This window comes from Bartonella sp. AA2SXKL, from assembly GCF_042197205.1.
Lineage (GTDB): Bacteria > Pseudomonadota > Alphaproteobacteria > Rhizobiales > Rhizobiaceae > Bartonella.
In genome coordinates this window covers 40,540-59,394 of the sequence record NZ_JBHIRN010000003.1, presented here as the reverse complement: position 1 = coordinate 59,394, position 18,855 = coordinate 40,540, and the positions used below count along the sequence as shown (strand labels likewise).

11 protein-coding genes, 1 tRNA gene and 1 pseudogene are annotated in these 18,855 nt (G+C 34.9%); 5 read left to right on the top strand and 8 right to left on the bottom strand.

The features are described from left to right. Positions 1 to 7: 7 nt before the first annotated feature. A tRNA-Gln gene (locus ACFINS_RS02895) sits at positions 8 to 82 on the bottom strand. A gap of 872 nt (positions 83 to 954) precedes the next feature. Between ACFINS_RS02895 and ACFINS_RS02890 the strand changes: the two genes are divergently transcribed. After that, entirely contained in the window at positions 955 to 1,557 is a 603-nt protein-coding gene (locus tag ACFINS_RS02890; protein ID WP_375628283.1) for a superoxide dismutase, read from the top strand. 82 nt (positions 1,558 to 1,639) lie between these two features. Here ACFINS_RS02890 and ACFINS_RS02885 read toward each other — a convergent pair whose 3' ends face one another. After that, on the bottom strand, positions 1,640 to 3,733 hold the full coding sequence (locus ACFINS_RS02885; RefSeq protein WP_375649323.1) for a S9 family peptidase: 2,094 nt from the start codon (positions 3,731 to 3,733) through the stop codon (positions 1,640 to 1,642). 855 nt (positions 3,734 to 4,588) lie between these two features. On the opposite strand from ACFINS_RS02885, the gene ACFINS_RS02880 reads away from it, so the two are divergent. Further along, positions 4,589 to 5,026, top strand: coding sequence for a MucR family transcriptional regulator (locus tag ACFINS_RS02880; RefSeq protein WP_012754848.1), 438 nt, complete (start codon positions 4,589 to 4,591; stop codon positions 5,024 to 5,026). Between the two features lie 98 nt (positions 5,027 to 5,124). Here the strand turns inward: ACFINS_RS02880 and ACFINS_RS02875 are convergent, their stop codons facing one another. Together ACFINS_RS02875 and ACFINS_RS02870 are read right to left on the bottom strand one after the other, a co-directional pair. After that, positions 5,125 to 5,535, bottom strand: coding sequence for a SufE family protein (locus ACFINS_RS02875; RefSeq protein WP_375645521.1), 411 nt, complete (start codon positions 5,533 to 5,535; stop codon positions 5,125 to 5,127). Between the two features lie 108 nt (positions 5,536 to 5,643). After that, positions 5,644 to 6,017 (bottom strand): annotated as a pseudogene (locus tag ACFINS_RS02870) (DUF5330 domain-containing protein). A gap of 1,050 nt (positions 6,018 to 7,067) precedes the next feature. Here ACFINS_RS02870 and ACFINS_RS02865 point away from each other — a divergent pair. After that, positions 7,068 to 7,901 (top strand): peptidoglycan-binding domain-containing protein, encoded by an 834-nt coding sequence (locus tag ACFINS_RS02865; RefSeq protein WP_375649318.1) that lies wholly within the window; start codon positions 7,068 to 7,070, stop codon positions 7,899 to 7,901. Between the two features lie 1,750 nt (positions 7,902 to 9,651). Here the strand turns inward: ACFINS_RS02865 and ppdK are convergent. The 3 genes from ppdK to ACFINS_RS02850 form a co-directional block, all read right to left on the bottom strand. Beyond that, positions 9,652 to 12,318 (bottom strand): pyruvate, phosphate dikinase, encoded by a 2,667-nt coding sequence (ppdK, locus tag ACFINS_RS02860; RefSeq protein WP_375705883.1) that lies wholly within the window; start codon positions 12,316 to 12,318, stop codon positions 9,652 to 9,654. Between the two features lie 174 nt (positions 12,319 to 12,492). Further along, positions 12,493 to 13,149 carry a DsbA family protein gene (locus ACFINS_RS02855; protein ID WP_375611143.1) on the bottom strand — a complete coding sequence of 219 codons (657 nt, stop codon included), beginning with the start codon at positions 13,147 to 13,149 and terminating at the stop codon, positions 12,493 to 12,495. A gap of 82 nt (positions 13,150 to 13,231) precedes the next feature. Next, positions 13,232 to 13,732 carry a DUF721 domain-containing protein gene (locus tag ACFINS_RS02850; protein WP_375649312.1) on the bottom strand — a complete coding sequence of 167 codons (501 nt, stop codon included), beginning with the start codon at positions 13,730 to 13,732 and terminating at the stop codon, positions 13,232 to 13,234. A gap of 203 nt (positions 13,733 to 13,935) precedes the next feature. Between ACFINS_RS02850 and mutY the strand changes: the two genes are divergently transcribed. Continuing rightward, positions 13,936 to 14,994: an A/G-specific adenine glycosylase gene (gene mutY, locus ACFINS_RS02845; protein WP_375620664.1), complete on the top strand. Its 1,059-nt coding sequence runs from the start codon at positions 13,936 to 13,938 to the stop codon at positions 14,992 to 14,994. A 755-nt stretch (positions 14,995 to 15,749) separates the two neighbouring features. On the opposite strand, the gene ACFINS_RS02840 is transcribed toward mutY, so the two are convergent. After that, the gene (locus ACFINS_RS02840) at positions 15,750 to 16,838 is read right to left on the bottom strand and encodes a site-specific DNA-methyltransferase (RefSeq protein ID WP_375613050.1); all 1,089 of its coding nucleotides are present in this window, start codon (positions 16,836 to 16,838) and stop codon (positions 15,750 to 15,752) included. A gap of 370 nt (positions 16,839 to 17,208) precedes the next feature. Here ACFINS_RS02840 and ACFINS_RS02835 point away from each other — a divergent pair, with 370 nt between their 5' ends. Further along, on the top strand, positions 17,209 to 17,904 hold the full coding sequence (locus ACFINS_RS02835; protein ID WP_375620663.1) for an HAD family hydrolase: 696 nt from the start codon (positions 17,209 to 17,211) through the stop codon (positions 17,902 to 17,904). Positions 17,905 to 18,855: the final 951 nt, after the last annotated feature.

Below are 18,855 nucleotides of genomic sequence, written 5' to 3'. Positions count from 1 at the left end.
CCGGAACTGGCTGGGGTACCTGGATTCGAACCAGGGAATGCCGGTACCAAAAACCGGTGCCTTACCGCTTGGCTATACCCCAAAAAAACACGCTTTATAGCGACTCCTGCACCTTATAGCGATTCCTGTGATTGGACGCAATATCTGAAAATCAAAGACTTTACTTTTTTATCATAAAATTTCTGAGTCTTGTATGGCATTGCCATCGATACAAATTCGTAGCAGAAACTGATATACAGTTGTGATTTTAACATAAGTAGGAACCATTTATCCATCAATTATTTTGCTCTTTGTATTGATTTTCTAGGAACAGAAAATGAAAATCTTGCAGTTTACTCATGTATCTAATAAATTTGCATATGATTTACTTTTCTTGATATATTAAAATCCCATCTTGCTCAATTAAAAAAAACTGTCTCCACATTGGCAACCGGTAAGTGTATGATAGTGCTGCTGTGCTCTTGCATTAAGCATAAAGATGGTAATGTCCACTAATTTTTACATTATATTATTCATGGGTAGCACCATAAAATAAAATCAAGCACATTGAAAAATATTTCCTAAAAAATAACACTTATTATTCTGTTGAAAACATTATGATACACCCATAAACTGGAAGAGTTTTGCAAAAATTAAAAACATTTTATATGGTATTTGAAAAAATAGAGATACAAAAACAAGGAATAATAGCTATTTCCATTTACTTTTTATTCAAAAGATAATGATATTTATTACCCACTCATAGATGTAAAAAATCTTCAGAAGCAATCTTTATGTAGACCAATATCCTTTTTGATTGATGAATATACATTTCCTAAAAGCTTCTTTTACAAAAAGAGAGACATTAAAACTATTTCATACAAACTAGGTATTCAACATTTGCTTTTAAATGCGGTAAATGGCAAATTAGGCTTATGAAATAAGCTTAACAATTAGAATCGAGGAGATTTTTAAATGGCTTTTGAATTGCCCCCGTTGCCTTATGATTACGATGCCCTTTCGCCTTATATGTCACGCGAAACGCTTGAATATCATCATGATAAGCATCACCTCGCTTATCTTACCAACACCAATAATTTTGTGAAAGAGTTAGGCTTAGAAAATGAAAGCCTTGAAGATATTGTTAAAAAAAGTTTTGGAAAAAATATTGGTTTGTTTAATAATGCAGCGCAGTATTACAATCATAACCACTTTTGGCTTTGGATGAAAAAAAATGGTGGTGGCCAAAAACTTCCTGAAAAGTTAGCAAAAGCTATTGACGCTGATCTAGGTGGTTACGACAAATTCCGCGCTGATTTTATTGCTGCTGCTAGTGCCCAATTTGGTTCTGGATGGGCGTGGGTTGCTGTTAAAGATGGCAAGCTTGAAATTATGAAAACGCCTAATGGCGAAAATCCCTTAATTCACAATGCTCACCCTATTTTGGGTGTCGATGTGTGGGAACATTCCTATTACATTGATTATCGCAATACTCGACCGAAGTACCTCGAAGCCTTTGTAGACCATTTAATTAATTGGGACTATGTTTTGAAACTTTATGAAGAATGTGAATTTTAAACTGTCTCAATAATTTTTTAGTGTATGAAAGTCCCTATAATCCAATAAATTATCGGAGACTTTCATACCAAAATATTATGGATTAGCAAAAGTCTTTTCCTGCTATCTTTAGAATATATGCATAGATATAGGCAACTTCTTCTAGCTTTGAAAAACGTCCAGCTGCACCAGCGTGCCCTGAATCCATATTAATACGTAATAAAATTGCATTATCGTCTGTTTTTAGGTCTCGTAATTTTGCCACCCATTTTGCAGGCTCCCAGTAAGTTACACGAGGATCTGTTAATCCTGCCATCACAAGTATAGGGGGATAGTTTTGAGCTTTGACATTATCGTAAGGTGAATAGGAAGCAATAAGCTTATAATCTTCTTCTGATTCAAGAGGATTCCCCCATTCGGCCCATTCTGGAGGAGTGAGTGGCAATGAAGCATCTAACATTGTCGCTAAGACATCAACAAAAGGCACATTTGCTACGATCCCAGCAAAATCCTGTGGAGCTATATTGGCAATGGCTCCCATCAACATCCCCCCTGCTGAACCACCATGAGCAATCAGCCGGTCGTGAGAAGTGAATTTATTGTTTACAAGGTAACGCCCACAAGCAATAAAATCTGTAAATGTATTGTGCTTAAAGAGATGTTTTCCTTTCTCATACCATTCTACTCCCTTTTCTTTTCCTCCGCGAATATGAGCAATAGCGTAAATAAAACCTCTGTTTACTAGAGAAAGTACATTACTATTGAAACTGGCAGGTATAGAGATCCCATAAGCACCATAACCGTAAAGCAGACAAGGCGCACCACCATCAAGGGGAGTATTTTTGTGATAAAAAAGTGAAATAGGAATCTTCTCACCATCGTCTGCTATTGCTGTAATACGTCGTGTTACATATGCATCTTTATTATGCCCAGAGGGAATTATTTGCGTTTTTAAAAGCATTCGTTTACAATTTTTCATCTCATAATCAAACACTTGATCAGGTGTTGTCATAGACGAATAGGAAAAACGAATAGTTGGACTGTTATATTCTGCAACTCCTTGCAGACCTAAAGAATAAGCCTCTTCAGTAAAAGCAATGGAATTAACTTGTTTAGTGGTACGTTCCATTACTTTTATACGTGGAAGCCCCTCAAAACGTTCGATCCAGACAAGAAAATCTTGATAAGCATCATGGGATAATATTAGGCACCCAAGCTGATGTGGAACAAACTCAGACCAATTTTCTGATTGTGGAGATGTATATGGCGCTACCATAATTTTGAAATCTTTTGCATTATCTAAATTGGTCAGAATATAAAAGACATCACCACCTTCTGTAAGTGAATATTCAATACCTTTTTGTCGTTTCCGTACACATTGGGGAATAGTAAAAGGCGCCTCAGCAGGAATTAACCAGATCTCGGATGTTTCATGATCATGAATATTAATATAAATAACATCATTAAGCTTAGAACCGCTTACATCTAAGAAAAAACCTGGATTGTCTTCACGAAAAATAAGCTTATCTTGTGATTGATCTGTGTTTAATTGGTGATAATAGAGCTCTGAAGGTCGGTGGTTTTTATCCATCTTAGTATAGAAAAAACCTTCAGATCTAGCATCCCATACAATTTGACCAGATGTATCAGTAATTGTGTCCATACAGTCAGACAATGTCTCAAAATTACGAATTTTAGCTGTATAGAATTCTGATCCTTTGTCATCATAGGTCCATACCACATGTGTATGGTCAGGAGATTCTTGAACTGAACCAAATTTGAAATATTCTTTGCCTTCTGCCAAGACATCACCATTAAGGTACACGTTTTTTTCTCCGCCATTCCTTGGTGTCCGAAAATAATGTGGTTGTTGGCCTCCGGTAACATAAGAGAATCCGTAAGCAAAAGGACCATGTTTTATAGGAACAGAACTATCATTCTCTTGGATCCTGTTTTTCATTTCGATAAAAAGCAAATCTCGTAATGGTTTTGTATCAGCCATTTGAGCTGATTGATAAGCATTTTCTTTTTCAAGATAATGTCGAATATTGGGATCAAGACAGTTAGGATCTTTAAAAACATCTTGCCAGTTAGACGCACGTAGCCAATGATAGGGATCATCACGAAAAATACCATGATATATTTCCTTATGAGTGATTCTAGATGCTTTGGGAGGAATTGCAAAAGTGCGAGTCATACACAATCCTATATTAAAATATGTTAATAGCTTCGTTTATATGTTAGAATCACAATGATTGATGCAAGTGTAAAAATCTATAAGTTCTATTCACTTGCAAAAATAGCACCATGATAATTTTTAAAACTAATACCTTTCTGTTCATTACATATCACAGCTATTGTTTTCTAGGGATATAACACCACTTTTATAATGAAAGTGACTGGTAAAACAATTAAACTATTAGAAAAAGAATTGATTTTTTTTGAAACAGTATAATCGCATAATTTTACAGAGATGAATAAATATATCTAAAATATTATTATTACTGTATAAAAAATAAAAATATCCTACCTCCTTTTAATGAATAGTTTTATATTAAAAATAATACTATTATGTCATTTTTATAATATAGCATGTTTTTTATTATTAAATTTTGTAAATATAAAAAATAAAAACAAATTTAAAACTTATTAAAAATAAATTTACTAAACTATAATTATTCAAAATAAAATATAATAATTTATATATTATATTTTTATAATTAGTAATTTTATTTTTACGTTCTCAAAAAAAATAAATAAATTTTATCATATATTTTTTTATATTTGTGATGTATTATATATTATGTATGATATGTTATAGGATAAAAATATATTTTAGCATGTAATAATTTCGTTTTTCTTATTGTATATTATGACAAAAAATGGGTTTTTATTTGATTTTTTTGTGTTTTGGCAATTTTATAGAATAATTGAATTGACAAAAAAGATTTTTGTACAATATGAAACTCATGTGCATGAGATCTTTATATCATGAGTATATGCACTATATCTCGATTTTGAATTACTCAATTTTAAATTAAAGGAAACAAGAATGGAACATCGTGCAGTCTTAGAGACTGAAAGCAATTTAGTTATTACATTGGTTGCTGATATTGTTGCTGCCTACGTGAGTAATAATTCTATTCGACCGACTGAAGTGCCAAGTTTAATTGCTGATGTCCATGCTGCTTTTCGTAAAGCAGGGAATCTAGAGTTAACAGAAGTCGAAGTTGAAAAACAAAGGCCTGCCGTTAATCCGAAGCGTTCAGTATTTCCTGATTATCTCATTTGCCTTGAAGATGGAAAGAAGTTTAAATCTCTAAAGCGTCATCTCATGACACATTATGGAATGTTGCCAGAAGAATATCGTGAAAAATGGCAGTTAGATAGTTCTTATCCTATGGTGGCGCCTAATTATGCAAAAACACGATCGGCTTTGGCCAAAGAAATGGGGCTTGGACGCAAAAGCAAACGGAAAAAAACTAAATAATCTTATTTTGCGAAAAAATGGTTTCGTGTATAAAGTTGATTTTAGTATACATGTTTTGTGTGAAGCTTTTGTATATATAGCAATTTCTACCAAGGGGATTACATATAGCTTTCGTTACGAATCCGTTTAATCATTGATTTCAAACCATTTGATCGTTGTGGTGTAAGATTTTCATTTAAACCAAGTTTTTCAAAGAGCTCTTGAGCATCAGAATTGCGAATTTCAGAAGCTTTTTTGCCTGAATAAAAAGCAAGAAGTATGTAAATGAGTCCACGCACAATATGAGCATCGGAATCACCTTGAAACGTCAATATTGGATCTTTTGAGTTATTACGTGAAGATAAAAGCCACACTTGGCTAACACAACCAGGAACTTTGTGAGCATCATTTCGAGCGCTTTCTGGAAAAGGTGGCAATTCATAGCCAAGCTCGATGACATAACGATAACGATCTTCCCAATTATCCAAAAGCGAAAAGTTCTCTATAATATTACCGATTTTTTCCGCCATTATTTTAGTCCTGTTTCGTTTGAATAATCATTCTTGAATACACTTATAAAAAATAAATATTTATTCTTCCTAACATAAATAACACGAAGAACGTTAAAAATCCTTATTTCAAGATAACATTGCATAGTTTTGTAAGAACTCTTGTATTTCGATTTTGTAAGAAACATTAGGGGAAGTCTCTGATATCATTTTTTTCCTAATATGTTCCCTAAATATTCATAAGCAGCTCTTGCACCGTAATATGCGCGCTCGCCAAGTGAACTTAAAAAGGATTTTCCTACTCTGCAGGTTTTTATATTACGGTCACAAAATGCGCCTAAGTCATTTAAGGCTTCCTTAAAAGCAATAATCACATCGCTCGTTGTTGTCTCATTATTTTGGGGGCTAGAAGAATGGTTACTGCTTGGATCTGCTACAAAAAATGAAATAATGACAAAAATAAAAAATAAAAAAAATGATAATTTGATTAAAAAACGTATCATGGACAATCAATGTACCGCAGTGGTAAATACAATAAAAGGGGCATTTTATACACTGTTGCTTTATAAACAATTTATAAAATGTGTTTTTTATAAAATTGAGTATTCATGTATTGGATCTATATCATTGGCTTTTTTATAAATATGGCACAATTCCGCTGTATAAAATGGGATACATTGTCTATTCAGTAAAAAAATAACATCAAAATTATACACTTACAAGCTGGTCATGTTAATGAACATACTATGATAAAAAATGAGAGAGATAATCATGTTGTGTACATAATTATTTTAAATAATAGTCCACCATCTTAGCTTAGTTGAAAAGGCTAAAAAGAGTAAACTCTGTTATTCTGACTCTAGTGTCGATAAAATATTTATATTATCTATAAAATTTTTACTGAAATGTTATGAAAATGGTCAACCTGTCGATAAAAACATCAAAAAACAATTGCATCTCTTACGATTACATCTCAAGCCAGTTTTTTCTATAACATTGTAAACATCAATTTAATTAATACTTATGAAAATTATTTAATAGAAGGAATTTATACCAAAATATAATAATATTAAGAGATAATTATTATTACCAAACCGTTTATGGATAAGTAACCATCTATATGTAAATTATAAAGAATAGATAATGATTGTCATCTTTTTAGCGTTATAGGCAAATATTTTCAATTTTATTTTAAATAATAGGCAAACATATGCCCCAAAATGAAGAATAACGTGGCATTATTGTTTAGATAATTATATGTGATAATGTAGTTTGCAAACACCAAAATGATCTTGAATGCTAATCATTTGGTGCTCTCTTTATACACATTAAAGATTTGTATAAAATAAAATGAATAAACGTTGATAAGAACTCTTGTTGATTTATCAACTTATAAATTGATATAATGAAGCTGCTCGTTCTAGGAGTTTGAAAGGAAAAATCAATAATGTCAATGCACTTCTCTCTGGCTGGAAGTAAAAACTGATTCATATTCGTTTCCTAATTTATATTTGTTTCTTTGTAAAAAATAAACGCAACTGAAAATAAAAGTAATGGCAACAAAACGAAAGACCTACCGAAAAAAAACTGTAAAACACCGTAAATACTATAGTAGTATTGTTATAACACTTCTTCTTATAATTTTTCATTTTATTTTTTGGAGTGCAAAAACTATTTATTTCTATACACGAAAAAATACTTTATTTTTTGTTGGATCTTTTCTTTTTAGCATTAGTTTTTTATTTATTTCATTTAATGCTTTATTTTCGCAAATGACAACGCATCAAAATATTTTAACTCAAATGAAATTTTCCTCTGTTCAAAGTATAGGTAAGAGCTCTACTTTATCGGAAAAAGAAGAAAAATCACAAGAACTCTCCCGTGTAACTTCTGTACATTCTCAAAGTCATAAGTACACAAATTCACCTTTACCCTCTCAATCAGCAAGCATGCTGGAAAAGCAAAAAGAACTAGCAAAATTAGGACTTTATGATGGACCATTAGATGGACTGGAAGGACCTAAAACACGCCGAGCCATCACTTTGTGGAAACAGCAAACTGCTCAGAGAATGCAAAAGAATGTTCTATCTAATCCCGCAGCAGATGAAATCGCGATATTAATTAAGCAAAGCGAAATAGAAACAAACAATACAAAAAATATGACACACTTAAAAGAAGCTATTTTAGAGCCTTCTGTTGAAGATATTATACAAGTGCAAAAAGCTTTACATATTTTTGGGAATGAGGAGGTTATTGTCACAGGAATAGAAGATCAAAAGACGATAGAAGCCTTAAAACAGTTTCAAAAAATATTTGATCTTCCTGTAACAGGTAAAATTAATCACACAATTTTAATGAAAATGCGTGAAATTGGTTTATTAAATTGAAGCTAATCATAATAATCTCTTAATTTATAATGATAATTCATCTTTCGTTTGTTTAATGCTCCCCTCAAACATTCCTTCATCTCAAGCCCTCTTATTTTCAATCAATCAGAATGGTTTTCTTACACATTACATATTGAGCCGTATAATTTGCTTCAAAAAAACCACAACCGATTGCAGAAAAAAGAATATTACAAAATAGCAAACGCGCTTGTTCTAGCATTTTTATTGCCTCTGATGATAAAAGGACACGAAATTTTTGTAGTATCACGTAAACCTTTCATATTATCGAACCACGAATTGTCCATATATTATCGTCAATTTGATCTTTATAAATATGATGCAAAGAATTTGTGCAAACACCTGTAAGGATAAGTAGACGTAAAGCTAATTGTGTTATGGTTGTTGTTTTGCAAAGTGTCTGATAAAAAACCGGCCTTCTCTCTAATCTATTGCTGGAAAGTTATGTGTTTTATGACATTGTCTTCTTAAGAGAGCGTGTGCGTTTAGTATTGTCTATAAATCAACATCCAAACTTACCGCAGCAGTATGTTTGAAAAAAATGTTAAGACAGTTTAGTACTTCTCTCAGCTGTTATAGCTTTTATATGCCAAATGGAGGCAAGAATATTGCGCATCTCTGTTTGTATAATCTCTTAAAACAGGAAAACAGCCTAATTTGGGAAGAATATGAAATTTTAAGGTAAACACCATTTTTCATCTTTGCCATTTCCTTTTAATTCAGCTTTACGCCTTTCAAAGACATCTAAAGCAATATCTTTAAAATAACGGAAATTACCTATTGCCTCATGCTCTTACTTTATCACATGTCTTTTTGGTCTCACTCCCCCTCACCTAAAACAAAATGTCCCAAACGGAATATACTTGGATTGCCATTCACGGGCTTTCTTAAAAAACATCTCTAAAGCACCCAAAACCACTTCGCAACAACACCCGTGAATAAATAATAGCAGGGCCCCCCCACAATAACTGCGCGACAGCGCACATCATCTTTACGCTTGTGAAGAAGCAAGCCGGCACCATTACACACTGTACCTACCTTCAATTTGTGATAGCTCTCACTTGAGACGTTTCATAAGAGGCATATCCTTGCTTTATTTTTTTACCTACAGACGCTCATCCCGCCTGTAACATACAAAAAACATGGTTTTGATTGATTCATTATAAAAGAAGTCGAAATAAGAAGATCTTATGATATTTACAGCTTTCATTCAATATGAGAAATAAAAAATTATCTTTATAAATCAATAGATTGTGTAACTTTGATATTCCTTTATAAATGTAAAGATGGGAGTGCATAATGGAGTTTATAAATTTTGGGAAGATTTTTATAAACTTACGGGGAGTTTTACATAATCCCCATTCCACGAATATCAATGTGAAGTGGGGCATCACTGAGAAATGTCTATCTCAAACAGCATGATGCGCAAAAAAATGCATTTGTTTGCAGCATTCTACTTTGCGTGAGGAGCTCATTCCCCTATAAAAAAGCAAACGCGTAAATTGACTGCACAATAACACGTTTCTCTCTATCAAGAGGTTCGCCAATAAAAAGTGCATTAATAATACATCTTTGTCTATCCTGTGCTTTATATTTTCTCTCATAAACCTCTAACGCGTAACACAACTTATCGTGCATTTTAGAAGCATTTTTATTCCCTTTATTAAAGAAAATAAAAGAATATATAAAAATTTATTTCAGTAATAACGATACAACAAAAAATATTAACCCATTACATCCTTTTTGCTATTGCGGCCTGAGCTGCTGCTAAACGAGCAATTGGCACTCGAAAAGGAGAACACGAAACATAATCTAGGTTATTTTCTTCGCATAAAGCAATAGAGGCAGGATCGCCTCCATGTTCACCGCAAATTCCCAATTTTATTTTTGCACGCTTTGAGCGTCCACGCTGTGCAGCAATGGTAATAAGTTCCCCTACTCCATCACGGTCAATAGACACAAAAGGATCTTGCTCTAAAAGACCTTTTTGAAAATAGGTTGCCAAAAAAGGAGCTGCATCATCACGGGAAATCCCAAAAGTAGTTTGTGTCAAATCGTTTGTTCCAAATGAAAAAAATTCAGCAGTTTCAGCAATTTCATCTGCTCGAAGCGCCGCTCTTGGAAGTTCAATCATCGTCCCAACCATATATTGAATAGTGCTTCCCTTTTCTTTCATCACTTCCTCAGCAACCTGATCAATACGCGCTTTCACAAAATCGAGTTCAGATTTAAGCGCAACCAGTGGCACCATAATTTCAAGCATAACAGGAGATCCAGATTTTTGGGCAGCTTCTGCTGCTGCTTCAAAAATCGCCCGCGCTTGCATTTCTGCAATTTCAGGATAAGTAATAGCTAAACGGCATCCTCGTAATCCAAGCATAGGATTAAATTCGTGCAACTGCTGAGTGCGTTCAGCAAGCACTTCAGCAGAAACACCCATAGCTGTTGCAACATCAAGAATTTCTGCTTTCGTTTTAGGCAAAAATTCATGGAGTGGCGGATCTAACAAACGAATGGTAACAGGTAAACCACACATAATTTCAAATAGTTCACTAAAATCTGAACGCTGCATTGGCAAAAGCTTATCTAGTGCTTTACGACGACCACTTTCATCATGACTTAAAATCATTTCACGCATGGCAACAATACGTTCTCCAGAAAAAAACATATGCTCCGTACGGCAAAGACCAATACCTTCAGCCCCAAAAGAACGCCCCATACGGGCATCAGATGGCGTCTCAGCATTGGCGCGAACTCTTATACGTCGCATCCCATCAGCCCATTCCATTAATTTTGCAAAGTCTCCGCAAAGCTGAGGCTGCAACATTGCAACTTTCCCTTTGAAAATTTCCCCACTTCCACCATCAATTGTGATAACATCACCTTTTTTTAGGCTTTCTCCTGAGGCAAACAACGTATTTGTGTTATAATCAATCCGCACACTGCCAGCACCAGAAATACATGGTTTTCCCATCCCCCGCGCAACAACAGCAGCATGACTTGTCATACCGCCACGCGTTGTTAAAATTCCTTCTGCAGCATGCATACCATGAATATCTTCTGGGCTTGTTTCTACTCGGACCAAAATAACTTTGCGACCTTCCGCCGACACAGTTTCTGCCTCTTCTGAAGTAAAAACAATTTCACCAGTTGCGGCTCCAGGAGAAGCAGGTAAACCACGTCCTATAACAAAACGTTCTGCTTTGGGATCAAGTGTTGGATGCAAAAGTTGGTCAAGCGACTTTGCATCAATACGCATCACAGCCTCTTCACGGTTTATTAACCCCTCCTCAACCATTTCAATCGCCATCTTGAGAGCCGCACGAGCCGTGCGTTTTCCTGAACGAGTCTGAAGCATCCATAATTTACCTTTTTCAATGGTAAATTCGAGATCTTGCATATCCCGATAATGCTGCTCAAGATTCTGCGCAATCTGACATAATTTCAAAAAAGCCTCAGGCATAATTTTTTCTAACGACGGTCTATTTGAACCAGCAACAATACGCGCATTTTCTGTAATATTTTGAGGTGTTCGAATGCCCGCCACAACATCTTCCCCTTGCGCATTAACTAAAAACTCACCATAAAGTTCTTTTTTCCCTGTCGATGGATTTCGTGTAAAAGCAACGCCCGTTGCCGAATCTTCTCCCATGTTACCAAAAACCATAGCTTGCACATTAACTGCCGTTCCCCAACTTTCAGGAATGCTATGTAAACGGCGATAAGTAACTGCACGTGCTGTCATCCAACTTGAAAAAACGGCTCCAATCGCCCCCCATAACTGTTGTTCAGGATCTTGTGGAAAAGGGGTTCCTAATTTTTCTTCAACATAGGCTTTATAAGAAATAATAACATTCTTCCAATCATCTGCTGTCATTTCTGTATCAATAGTGTAACCATTGCATGCTTTTACTTCATCAAGAATCTCTTCAAAATACGAATGGTCTAGCCCCAAAACAACGTTAGAATACATTTGGATAAAACGCCGATAACTATCATAAGCAAAACGTTCATTATTGGCTTGTAAAGCAATTGCTTTTACAGTTTTATCATTCATGCCAAGGTTTAGCACTGTATCCATCATCCCTGGCATAGAAGCCCTAGCCCCTGAACGAACAGACAGCAAAAGTGGTCTTTGTTCATTCCCAAATTCACGTCCTGTTTGTTCAGCAACGTATCTTAGTGCTTGCTTAACAGATTCCTGTAGCTCTTCTGGATATGATTTGTCATGGGCATAATAAAAATTACAAACTTCTGTTGTCAGCGTAAATCCGGGTGGTACGGGCAAACCAAGATTACTCATTTCTGCCAAATTAGCCCCTTTACCTCCGAGAAGGTTACGCTCACTTGCACTTCCTTCTGCCTTTCCATCTCCAAAACTATAAACCCATTTTTTCACTGTACAAATCCTCCCATATCAGCTTCAAAACATCATTCAACCCAGGCTCACTTAAAAGCAATGATTTGATTCAAAATTGGCTCAACGATATCGCTTCATAAATGCATAATATTAATCCTTCCAAAAGAGATAATGACCAAAAGTATCACTATCCATCTTCTGGAAGATTAAGATTCAGTTTTTTAGAAAACTATCAATCACCGAAAAAAATTCTTCTACTTTCATGGCACCTTCATATTTACTACCATTAATAAAGAAAGTAGGTGTTGCTGTGACACCAAGCTCTTTACCGCGTTCAAAAGATGCATTTACTTCATCTAAAATGGACTGATTTTTCAAACACGCAGTAAAACTTTCATCTGTAAAACCAGCCATTAAGCCAATTTTCTTCAATGGTGTTAGAGCATTTTTTCCGAAAGCCCATTCATTTTGTTTTTGAAATAAAACTTCTATCAAAGGAAAATAGCGATCTTCCGGTGCACACCGTGCCAACATAAAACCTGCTGTTGCCCGAGGATCAAAAGCATATTCTCGGAAAATAAGTTTTACTTTTCCTGTTTTGATATATTTTTTACGAATTTGGGGAAGTATATCATTATAAAAATGCGCACAATGGGTACATGTCAACGAAGCATACTCAACAATGACGACTGGTGCATCCGCCTCTCCCTCAAAGCGATCCTTTACTTTACCCGATTGGAGAAGCTCTGCCATATCAACAGTTGCCACTGATTTGGGATCACGCGCTAAAGCAACTGTTACACTGTTTTGTACAATCGTTATGAAGAGAAAAATTATCCCGAAAGATAAAAAAGAACGATATTTTACCATAAATAATACTTTTCTGTTGTTATTAACGAATAGGAATCCAATGCTTTCTCATATATTAAAGAAAAATATATAAAATATCTTTCTATTTATTATTTTTTTCCCAAAAAATGCAACAGCCAAGTTGGTAAAGTGCTTGGTGCAAACTTTTATCTTCAATTCCTTCAAGCATTTTTTCCACGTATTTTTTGTCTTGTTCACTCAAAGGCGGTTTTAGAGGCAAGTGATTCATAAAAACCGACATACTCCTTTGCTCAATCTTGATGCGATCAATAGCAATATAGCCAAAAAATCCGTTAATTCTATGAAGTAATTCCTCTGTTTCATGCATCAATTTTAACGCAGCAAATCCTTCACATGCGACAACAAGTGTTGCTGGCTGAAAAACTTCATCTTGATCTGCACGACGTTTCCAAATAATTTTAAGCGGCATTGTATGTTCACTGATATCATAGCCTGCAATCTGTGGCCAATGTTCTATAAGCGCTACATTAAGCCCTGTCCGTTTGCGTAAAACTGGATCAAGTATTTTGTATACCGCCTCAGAAAGAGAATAAAAGATACGTTTTTTAAGTTGTTTTCTCATTTTTAGATCATTGTTCAAGCACTTACTAAATTAAAATCATTTGTTTCATCTAAAAATTGTTGCCTCCTCAATTTATGAAATATCAACAAAATAAAAAGCCTTTTCTCACCAGAGCCTTGACAATAAAAGAGCAAAAAACATGAATTACAAAATAAATAATTTTTTCTTTTGCATTTTATATCTCCCTATGCTTGAAAGCAATCATGTATGAAATTTCTTCGCACCTCCTTGCTTGGTACGATCAAAATCACAGACATCTTCCATGGCGGATTACCCCCGAAAAGCAAAAACAAGGTATCCGTCCTGATCCTTATCAAGTTTGGCTTTCTGAAATCATGCTTCAACAAACAACCGTTGAAACAGTTAAGCCTTATTTTAAAAAGTTTCTAAAACTATGGCCTGATCTTTCCTCTTTAGCAAAAGCCTCCCAAGATGATATCATGAAAGCATGGGCTGGACTTGGTTATTATTCACGCGCACGTAATCTTAAAAAATGTGCGCGACAGCTTGTTGAAAACTACGCGGGACAATTTCCACAATCTGTAAAAGAATTGCGAACTCTAGCCGGTATTGGAGATTATACTGCCGCAGCCATTGCTGCGATTGCTTTTAACCACCCTGTAGCAGTGGTTGATGGTAATGTTGAACGTGTGGTAGCGCGACTTTTTGCTATCACTTCAATACTGCAAAAAGCAAAAGTTGAAATTAAAGAAAAAACACAAAAAATTACTGCTTTAAATCGTCCTGGTGACTTTGCTCAAGCAATGATGGATTTGGGAGCAACAATTTGTACTCCACGCAAACCATCTTGTTATACCTGCCCTCTTCAATGTTTATGCAAAGCAGAAAAGATGCAACAACCGGAGTCTTTTCCAGTTAAAGCCCCTAAAAAAGAACGCCCTTCAAAAACAGGTATTGCTTTTGTGGTCCTTAATAAAAAGAAACAAATTTATTTGGAAAAACGACAGACGCAAAAGCTCCTTGGTGGAATGACCCAAATTCCTAACAATATTGGCATAAACAACGAAAATGGACTACAAAACGCACCCTTTACTGCCAATTGGCAATTCAAAGGACAAATTACGCATGTTTTTACTCACTTTTCTCTAAAACTTGATGTTTACTATACCGAAGATGTTCATGAAATGAATTGTGAAAATGGTTGGTGGTGTAACATTCAACATCTTGCCGAAGAAGCATTACCTACTGTTATGAAAAAAGCCATTTCCGTAGCACTTCCCAATTCTTTTAGATTTAAATAACCTTCCCTATTCATAAAAATGTTTTCTAATGGAGACTTTTGTATCTCTAGCGATCATTTATTAATCTGTAAAAGAAAAATTTTAAAAAATGAAATAACCAATTTTTTCTACAGACAAAAATTAAGGAGCGATAGAAACGCTTAGAAGCTTTAGATTTAAATTTCAGGATCTATCCTTTTTTCGCTTATGACGGAGCAAGTTAGCACCATCGTTATATTTACCAGCCCCCTCAACATCCCTTGGTACGTGAAACGGATTATAAGAGGTACTTTTAGTTCTTTCGTTAACAATTTTTATTCACACGCCAACCCCGTTTATGACATGCAAGAAAGTAATTTTCATCGATTCAATATGGAACAAATTTGAAATAAGAAAACTTGACGATATTCCGAGGGCAATTCGATATGAGTTGCGCTAAATTATCTTTATAATCAATATATTATATGCACTTTACAGATGTACGTATTCAAAAAAGCACTTAATTTTGAACTTCTGAATGAACCTTTTAATTCTGATATTTCATTTTTATAAGCTTATATTGAAATTTTACTGTTTTGGAACTAAAATGAGAACATAGATTGAAAATTTCTCATTTTAATTTCTTCTAAAAGAAGCATAAAATACTCGCTTGTCGCTTACAAGCGAGATTTAGTGTGTCAATAAAAAACATCTAAGAAAGGCTAAAACACCCTCACGTCCATCTCAATCAAGATCAGGTATATTGGTGGTCAATAGAATGAAGCGATCAGCTTAGTTCATAAAACACCCGTTTTTAACATTTGTGAACGTATGATCATTCTTAAATGATCTATGGACTTCAACCGTCCATTTTCCTCATAATACCAAAAGGTCCAACCATTACAACTCTGCGAATCTTGAGCCTTTCTTCCCATTGCGTGAATTGAGCCCGCTTCACCACCATGCATAATCGTACCATCAGCTCTTACAATAGCAGATACTTGCTTCTTACGATCATACAGAACTTCTCCAGGATAGAGTAAACCTGCTTCAAGCAAACTGTTGAATGCTACGCGCGGTTCTGCTTTTTTTCTATCCAAAATCGCTAGTTCTGGTTGCGCTAAAGGTTGAACCGCCGCAATTCTCTCACATGCTGCATCGATGTAATCTTGCTCGCGTTCAATCCCAACAAAATCACGCCCTAAAAGCTTGGCAACAGCACCTGTTGTTCCCGAACCAAAAAACGGATCGAGAATAACATCACCAGGTTTACTAGAAGCCATAATAATACGCGCTAATAACGCTTGCGGTTTTTGTGTTGGATGTAATTTACGCCCCGAATCATCCTTTAAACGTTCAGCTCCAGTGCAGAGAGGGAAAAGCCAATCTGAACGCATTTGTAGATCTTCATTTGCCGCTTTTAAGGCATCATAATTAAATGTGTACTTTTTATCTTTTTGATCTCGCACGGCCCAAATAAGCGTCTCATGAGCATTTTGAAAACGGCGCCCTCGAAAATTAGGCATCGGATTATTCTTGCGCCAAATAATATCATTAAGCATCCAAAAACCTAAATCTTGTAATGCCGTCCCAACCCGAAAAATATTATGGTAAGATCCGATAACCCAAAGTGTTCCGTTGGGTTTTAATACACGACGACAAGCAAGCAACCATGCACGAGTAAAAGCATCATAAGCAGCAAAACTCTCAAACTGATCCCATGCATCATCAACCGCATCAACAAGCGAATGATCTGGACGGTATAAAGCTCCATCCAATTGCAAATTATAGGGTGGATCCGCAAAAATCATATCAACAGAATGTTTTGGAAGTTTTTCTAAAACGGAAACACAATCTCCTTTAAAAATTTTATTGCGCCATGGCATTTGTGAGGGAGTACGAAGGAAATCTTTTTGAAGCTGAATAACTGTCATGAAAAACCCAACAAAATTAACTGAATTTGCCCTATAATCAACCAAAATAGTTTATAGGCCCGCATTACCCATCTATATTTACAAAATAGCGTAAACGTATCGTTAAAGTTCTACAAAATTGATAATTGTTTTTGTTTTTTTAGTAAAAAAACTTTCATATGAATGAAACCTTAATTTTCTTTTTTTCAATGTACTGTTCCCATATCTTTTATTTCGTAAAAGAATTAAGAATCATTTTCAAAGCGTATTTTTATGAAATAAGATCTTCTCAATATCGTTTTCATGAAAGTTGTCCATCTCGTAACATGTAAAGGAGTATCTTATGCCTCAGATAGATCTTATTATTTTTGATTGTGACGGAGTTCTCGTCGACTCTGAATATCTTGCAGCAAAAATTGGATCTCAATTGCTCAAACAAACAGGATATGAAATATCACCCGAAGAATTGAGTGAGCGTTTTGCAGGGCTTATCTTTCGCGATATTCTTAAACACGTTGAACAGGAAACAGAAAAACCTATTTCTGCTCATCTCATAGATCAAATGACTAATATTTTTCGTACACAAATAAAAACTAAATTACGGGCGATTGATGATGTAAGAGAAGCTGTAGAAATTATCCAAACACGCTATCCCTACTGTATCTGCTCTAATGCAAAAAGCGTAGATATAAAAGAGATGCTCACCACGGTTGATCTCTATGACCTTTTTGAAGGTAAAATATTTTCAGCACCTGAAGTTGGAACAAAAAGAACGAAACCGGCCCCTGATGTTTTCCTTTTTGCCGCACAACAATTACAGGCAGAGCCCCAAAACACTATCGTTATAGAAGATTCACTTCATGGTGTACACGCAGCCATAGCAGCAGGTATGCGTGTCATCGGCTTTACGGGAGGATCACATAGCTATCTTGGCCACTCTAATGCACTTGCAGAAGCTGGTGCAGAAACAGTTATTGCAAAACATGCTCATTTAGGAGAAGTCTTAGAAGCAATGGCAGTATGGCGAGATCTATTATAAAAAATCTCTTGAATATATCAATTTGTAAACTCTTGTAAGAAGCATTTTTATTCAAATGTCCTGCTCTTCTCGCTGCTCCTTTTATAATAACTTCAATAAATGCGCAATTCACGACACGGGTGAATTGCATCTCAATGTGAAGGAAAAATATAGCACCTCATTGAGATCATAAGTCTGTTAACCATTGCACGTACTTAAAAAAAGCAAAAAACAGGGGTGCAAACTCATAAAAATTAAACCCTGCTTATCTATCTCAAATCCAATATCCCACTCCCAACCACAGCAGCCTATCCTGATAAATTATTATATTTGTCAAAAAAGAAATATTACGATGCCTTGCTCGATAAGATGTGAAAATTGCTAACCTCTTTCATCAGATCAAAAAAACACACACTATGGTAAAATTGTAAAGGATGTGCATATTGATCATGGAAAAAATATTAAAATTCGCGGAATCTATGGAACACAAGACTTTATTGAAAATGACAAATGCGTCCTTGTTGAGTTACAAAGGCTTATATTTACTCAATCCAAATCTCATAAACTTGTTGAAGGCTTATTTACTTTGCTGCTTAAATAGTATTTTAACAGCATCAATTAGTACAACCTCCCTAAGATTACAAAAAACAAAAAGAATACACTCTTATGAAGATGTGCATTTTATAAAAAACATTTCATACCAAGTAATTTACAGACAATATATTGATTTATAATCATAATTTATCATTATTCAAATTAAGCAAAAAAACCGAATATTGTAAGATTCTCTCATTTCAAACCTAGATATGCTGAATTAAATAAATAAAGAAATAAAAATGCCTTTTAATGAATCATCTCAAAAGGCAAAAATTGTAGCAACATTAGGAGCGAGAAAAGTGTATGGCAATGCCATCTTTCTTCTTTATAAACGTCAAAAATTCTGATGCCCTAAGAATTTTATATTATGGGGGC

Coding starts and splice junctions, on each gene's coding strand:
- ACFINS_RS02875 (WP_375645521.1), bottom strand. CDS start 5,535: ATGGCGGAAAAAATCGGTAATATTATAGAGAACTTTTCGCTTTTGGAT.
- ACFINS_RS02850 (WP_375649312.1), bottom strand. CDS start 13,732: ATGAGAAAACAACTTAAAAAACGTATCTTTTATTCTCTTTCTGAGGCG.
- ACFINS_RS02865 (WP_375649318.1), top strand. CDS start 7,068: ATGGCAACAAAACGAAAGACCTACCGAAAAAAAACTGTAAAACACCGT.
- mutY (WP_375620664.1), top strand. CDS start 13,936: ATGTATGAAATTTCTTCGCACCTCCTTGCTTGGTACGATCAAAATCAC.
- ACFINS_RS02890 (WP_375628283.1), top strand. CDS start 955: ATGGCTTTTGAATTGCCCCCGTTGCCTTATGATTACGATGCCCTTTCG.
- ACFINS_RS02835 (WP_375620663.1), top strand. CDS start 17,209: ATGCCTCAGATAGATCTTATTATTTTTGATTGTGACGGAGTTCTCGTC.
- ACFINS_RS02840 (WP_375613050.1), bottom strand. CDS start 16,838: ATGCCATGGCGCAATAAAATTTTTAAAGGAGATTGTGTTTCCGTTTTA.
- ACFINS_RS02855 (WP_375611143.1), bottom strand. CDS start 13,149: ATGGTAAAATATCGTTCTTTTTTATCTTTCGGGATAATTTTTCTCTTC.
- ACFINS_RS02880 (WP_012754848.1), top strand. CDS start 4,589: ATGGAACATCGTGCAGTCTTAGAGACTGAAAGCAATTTAGTTATTACA.
- ACFINS_RS02885 (WP_375649323.1), bottom strand. CDS start 3,733: ATGACTCGCACTTTTGCAATTCCTCCCAAAGCATCTAGAATCACTCAT.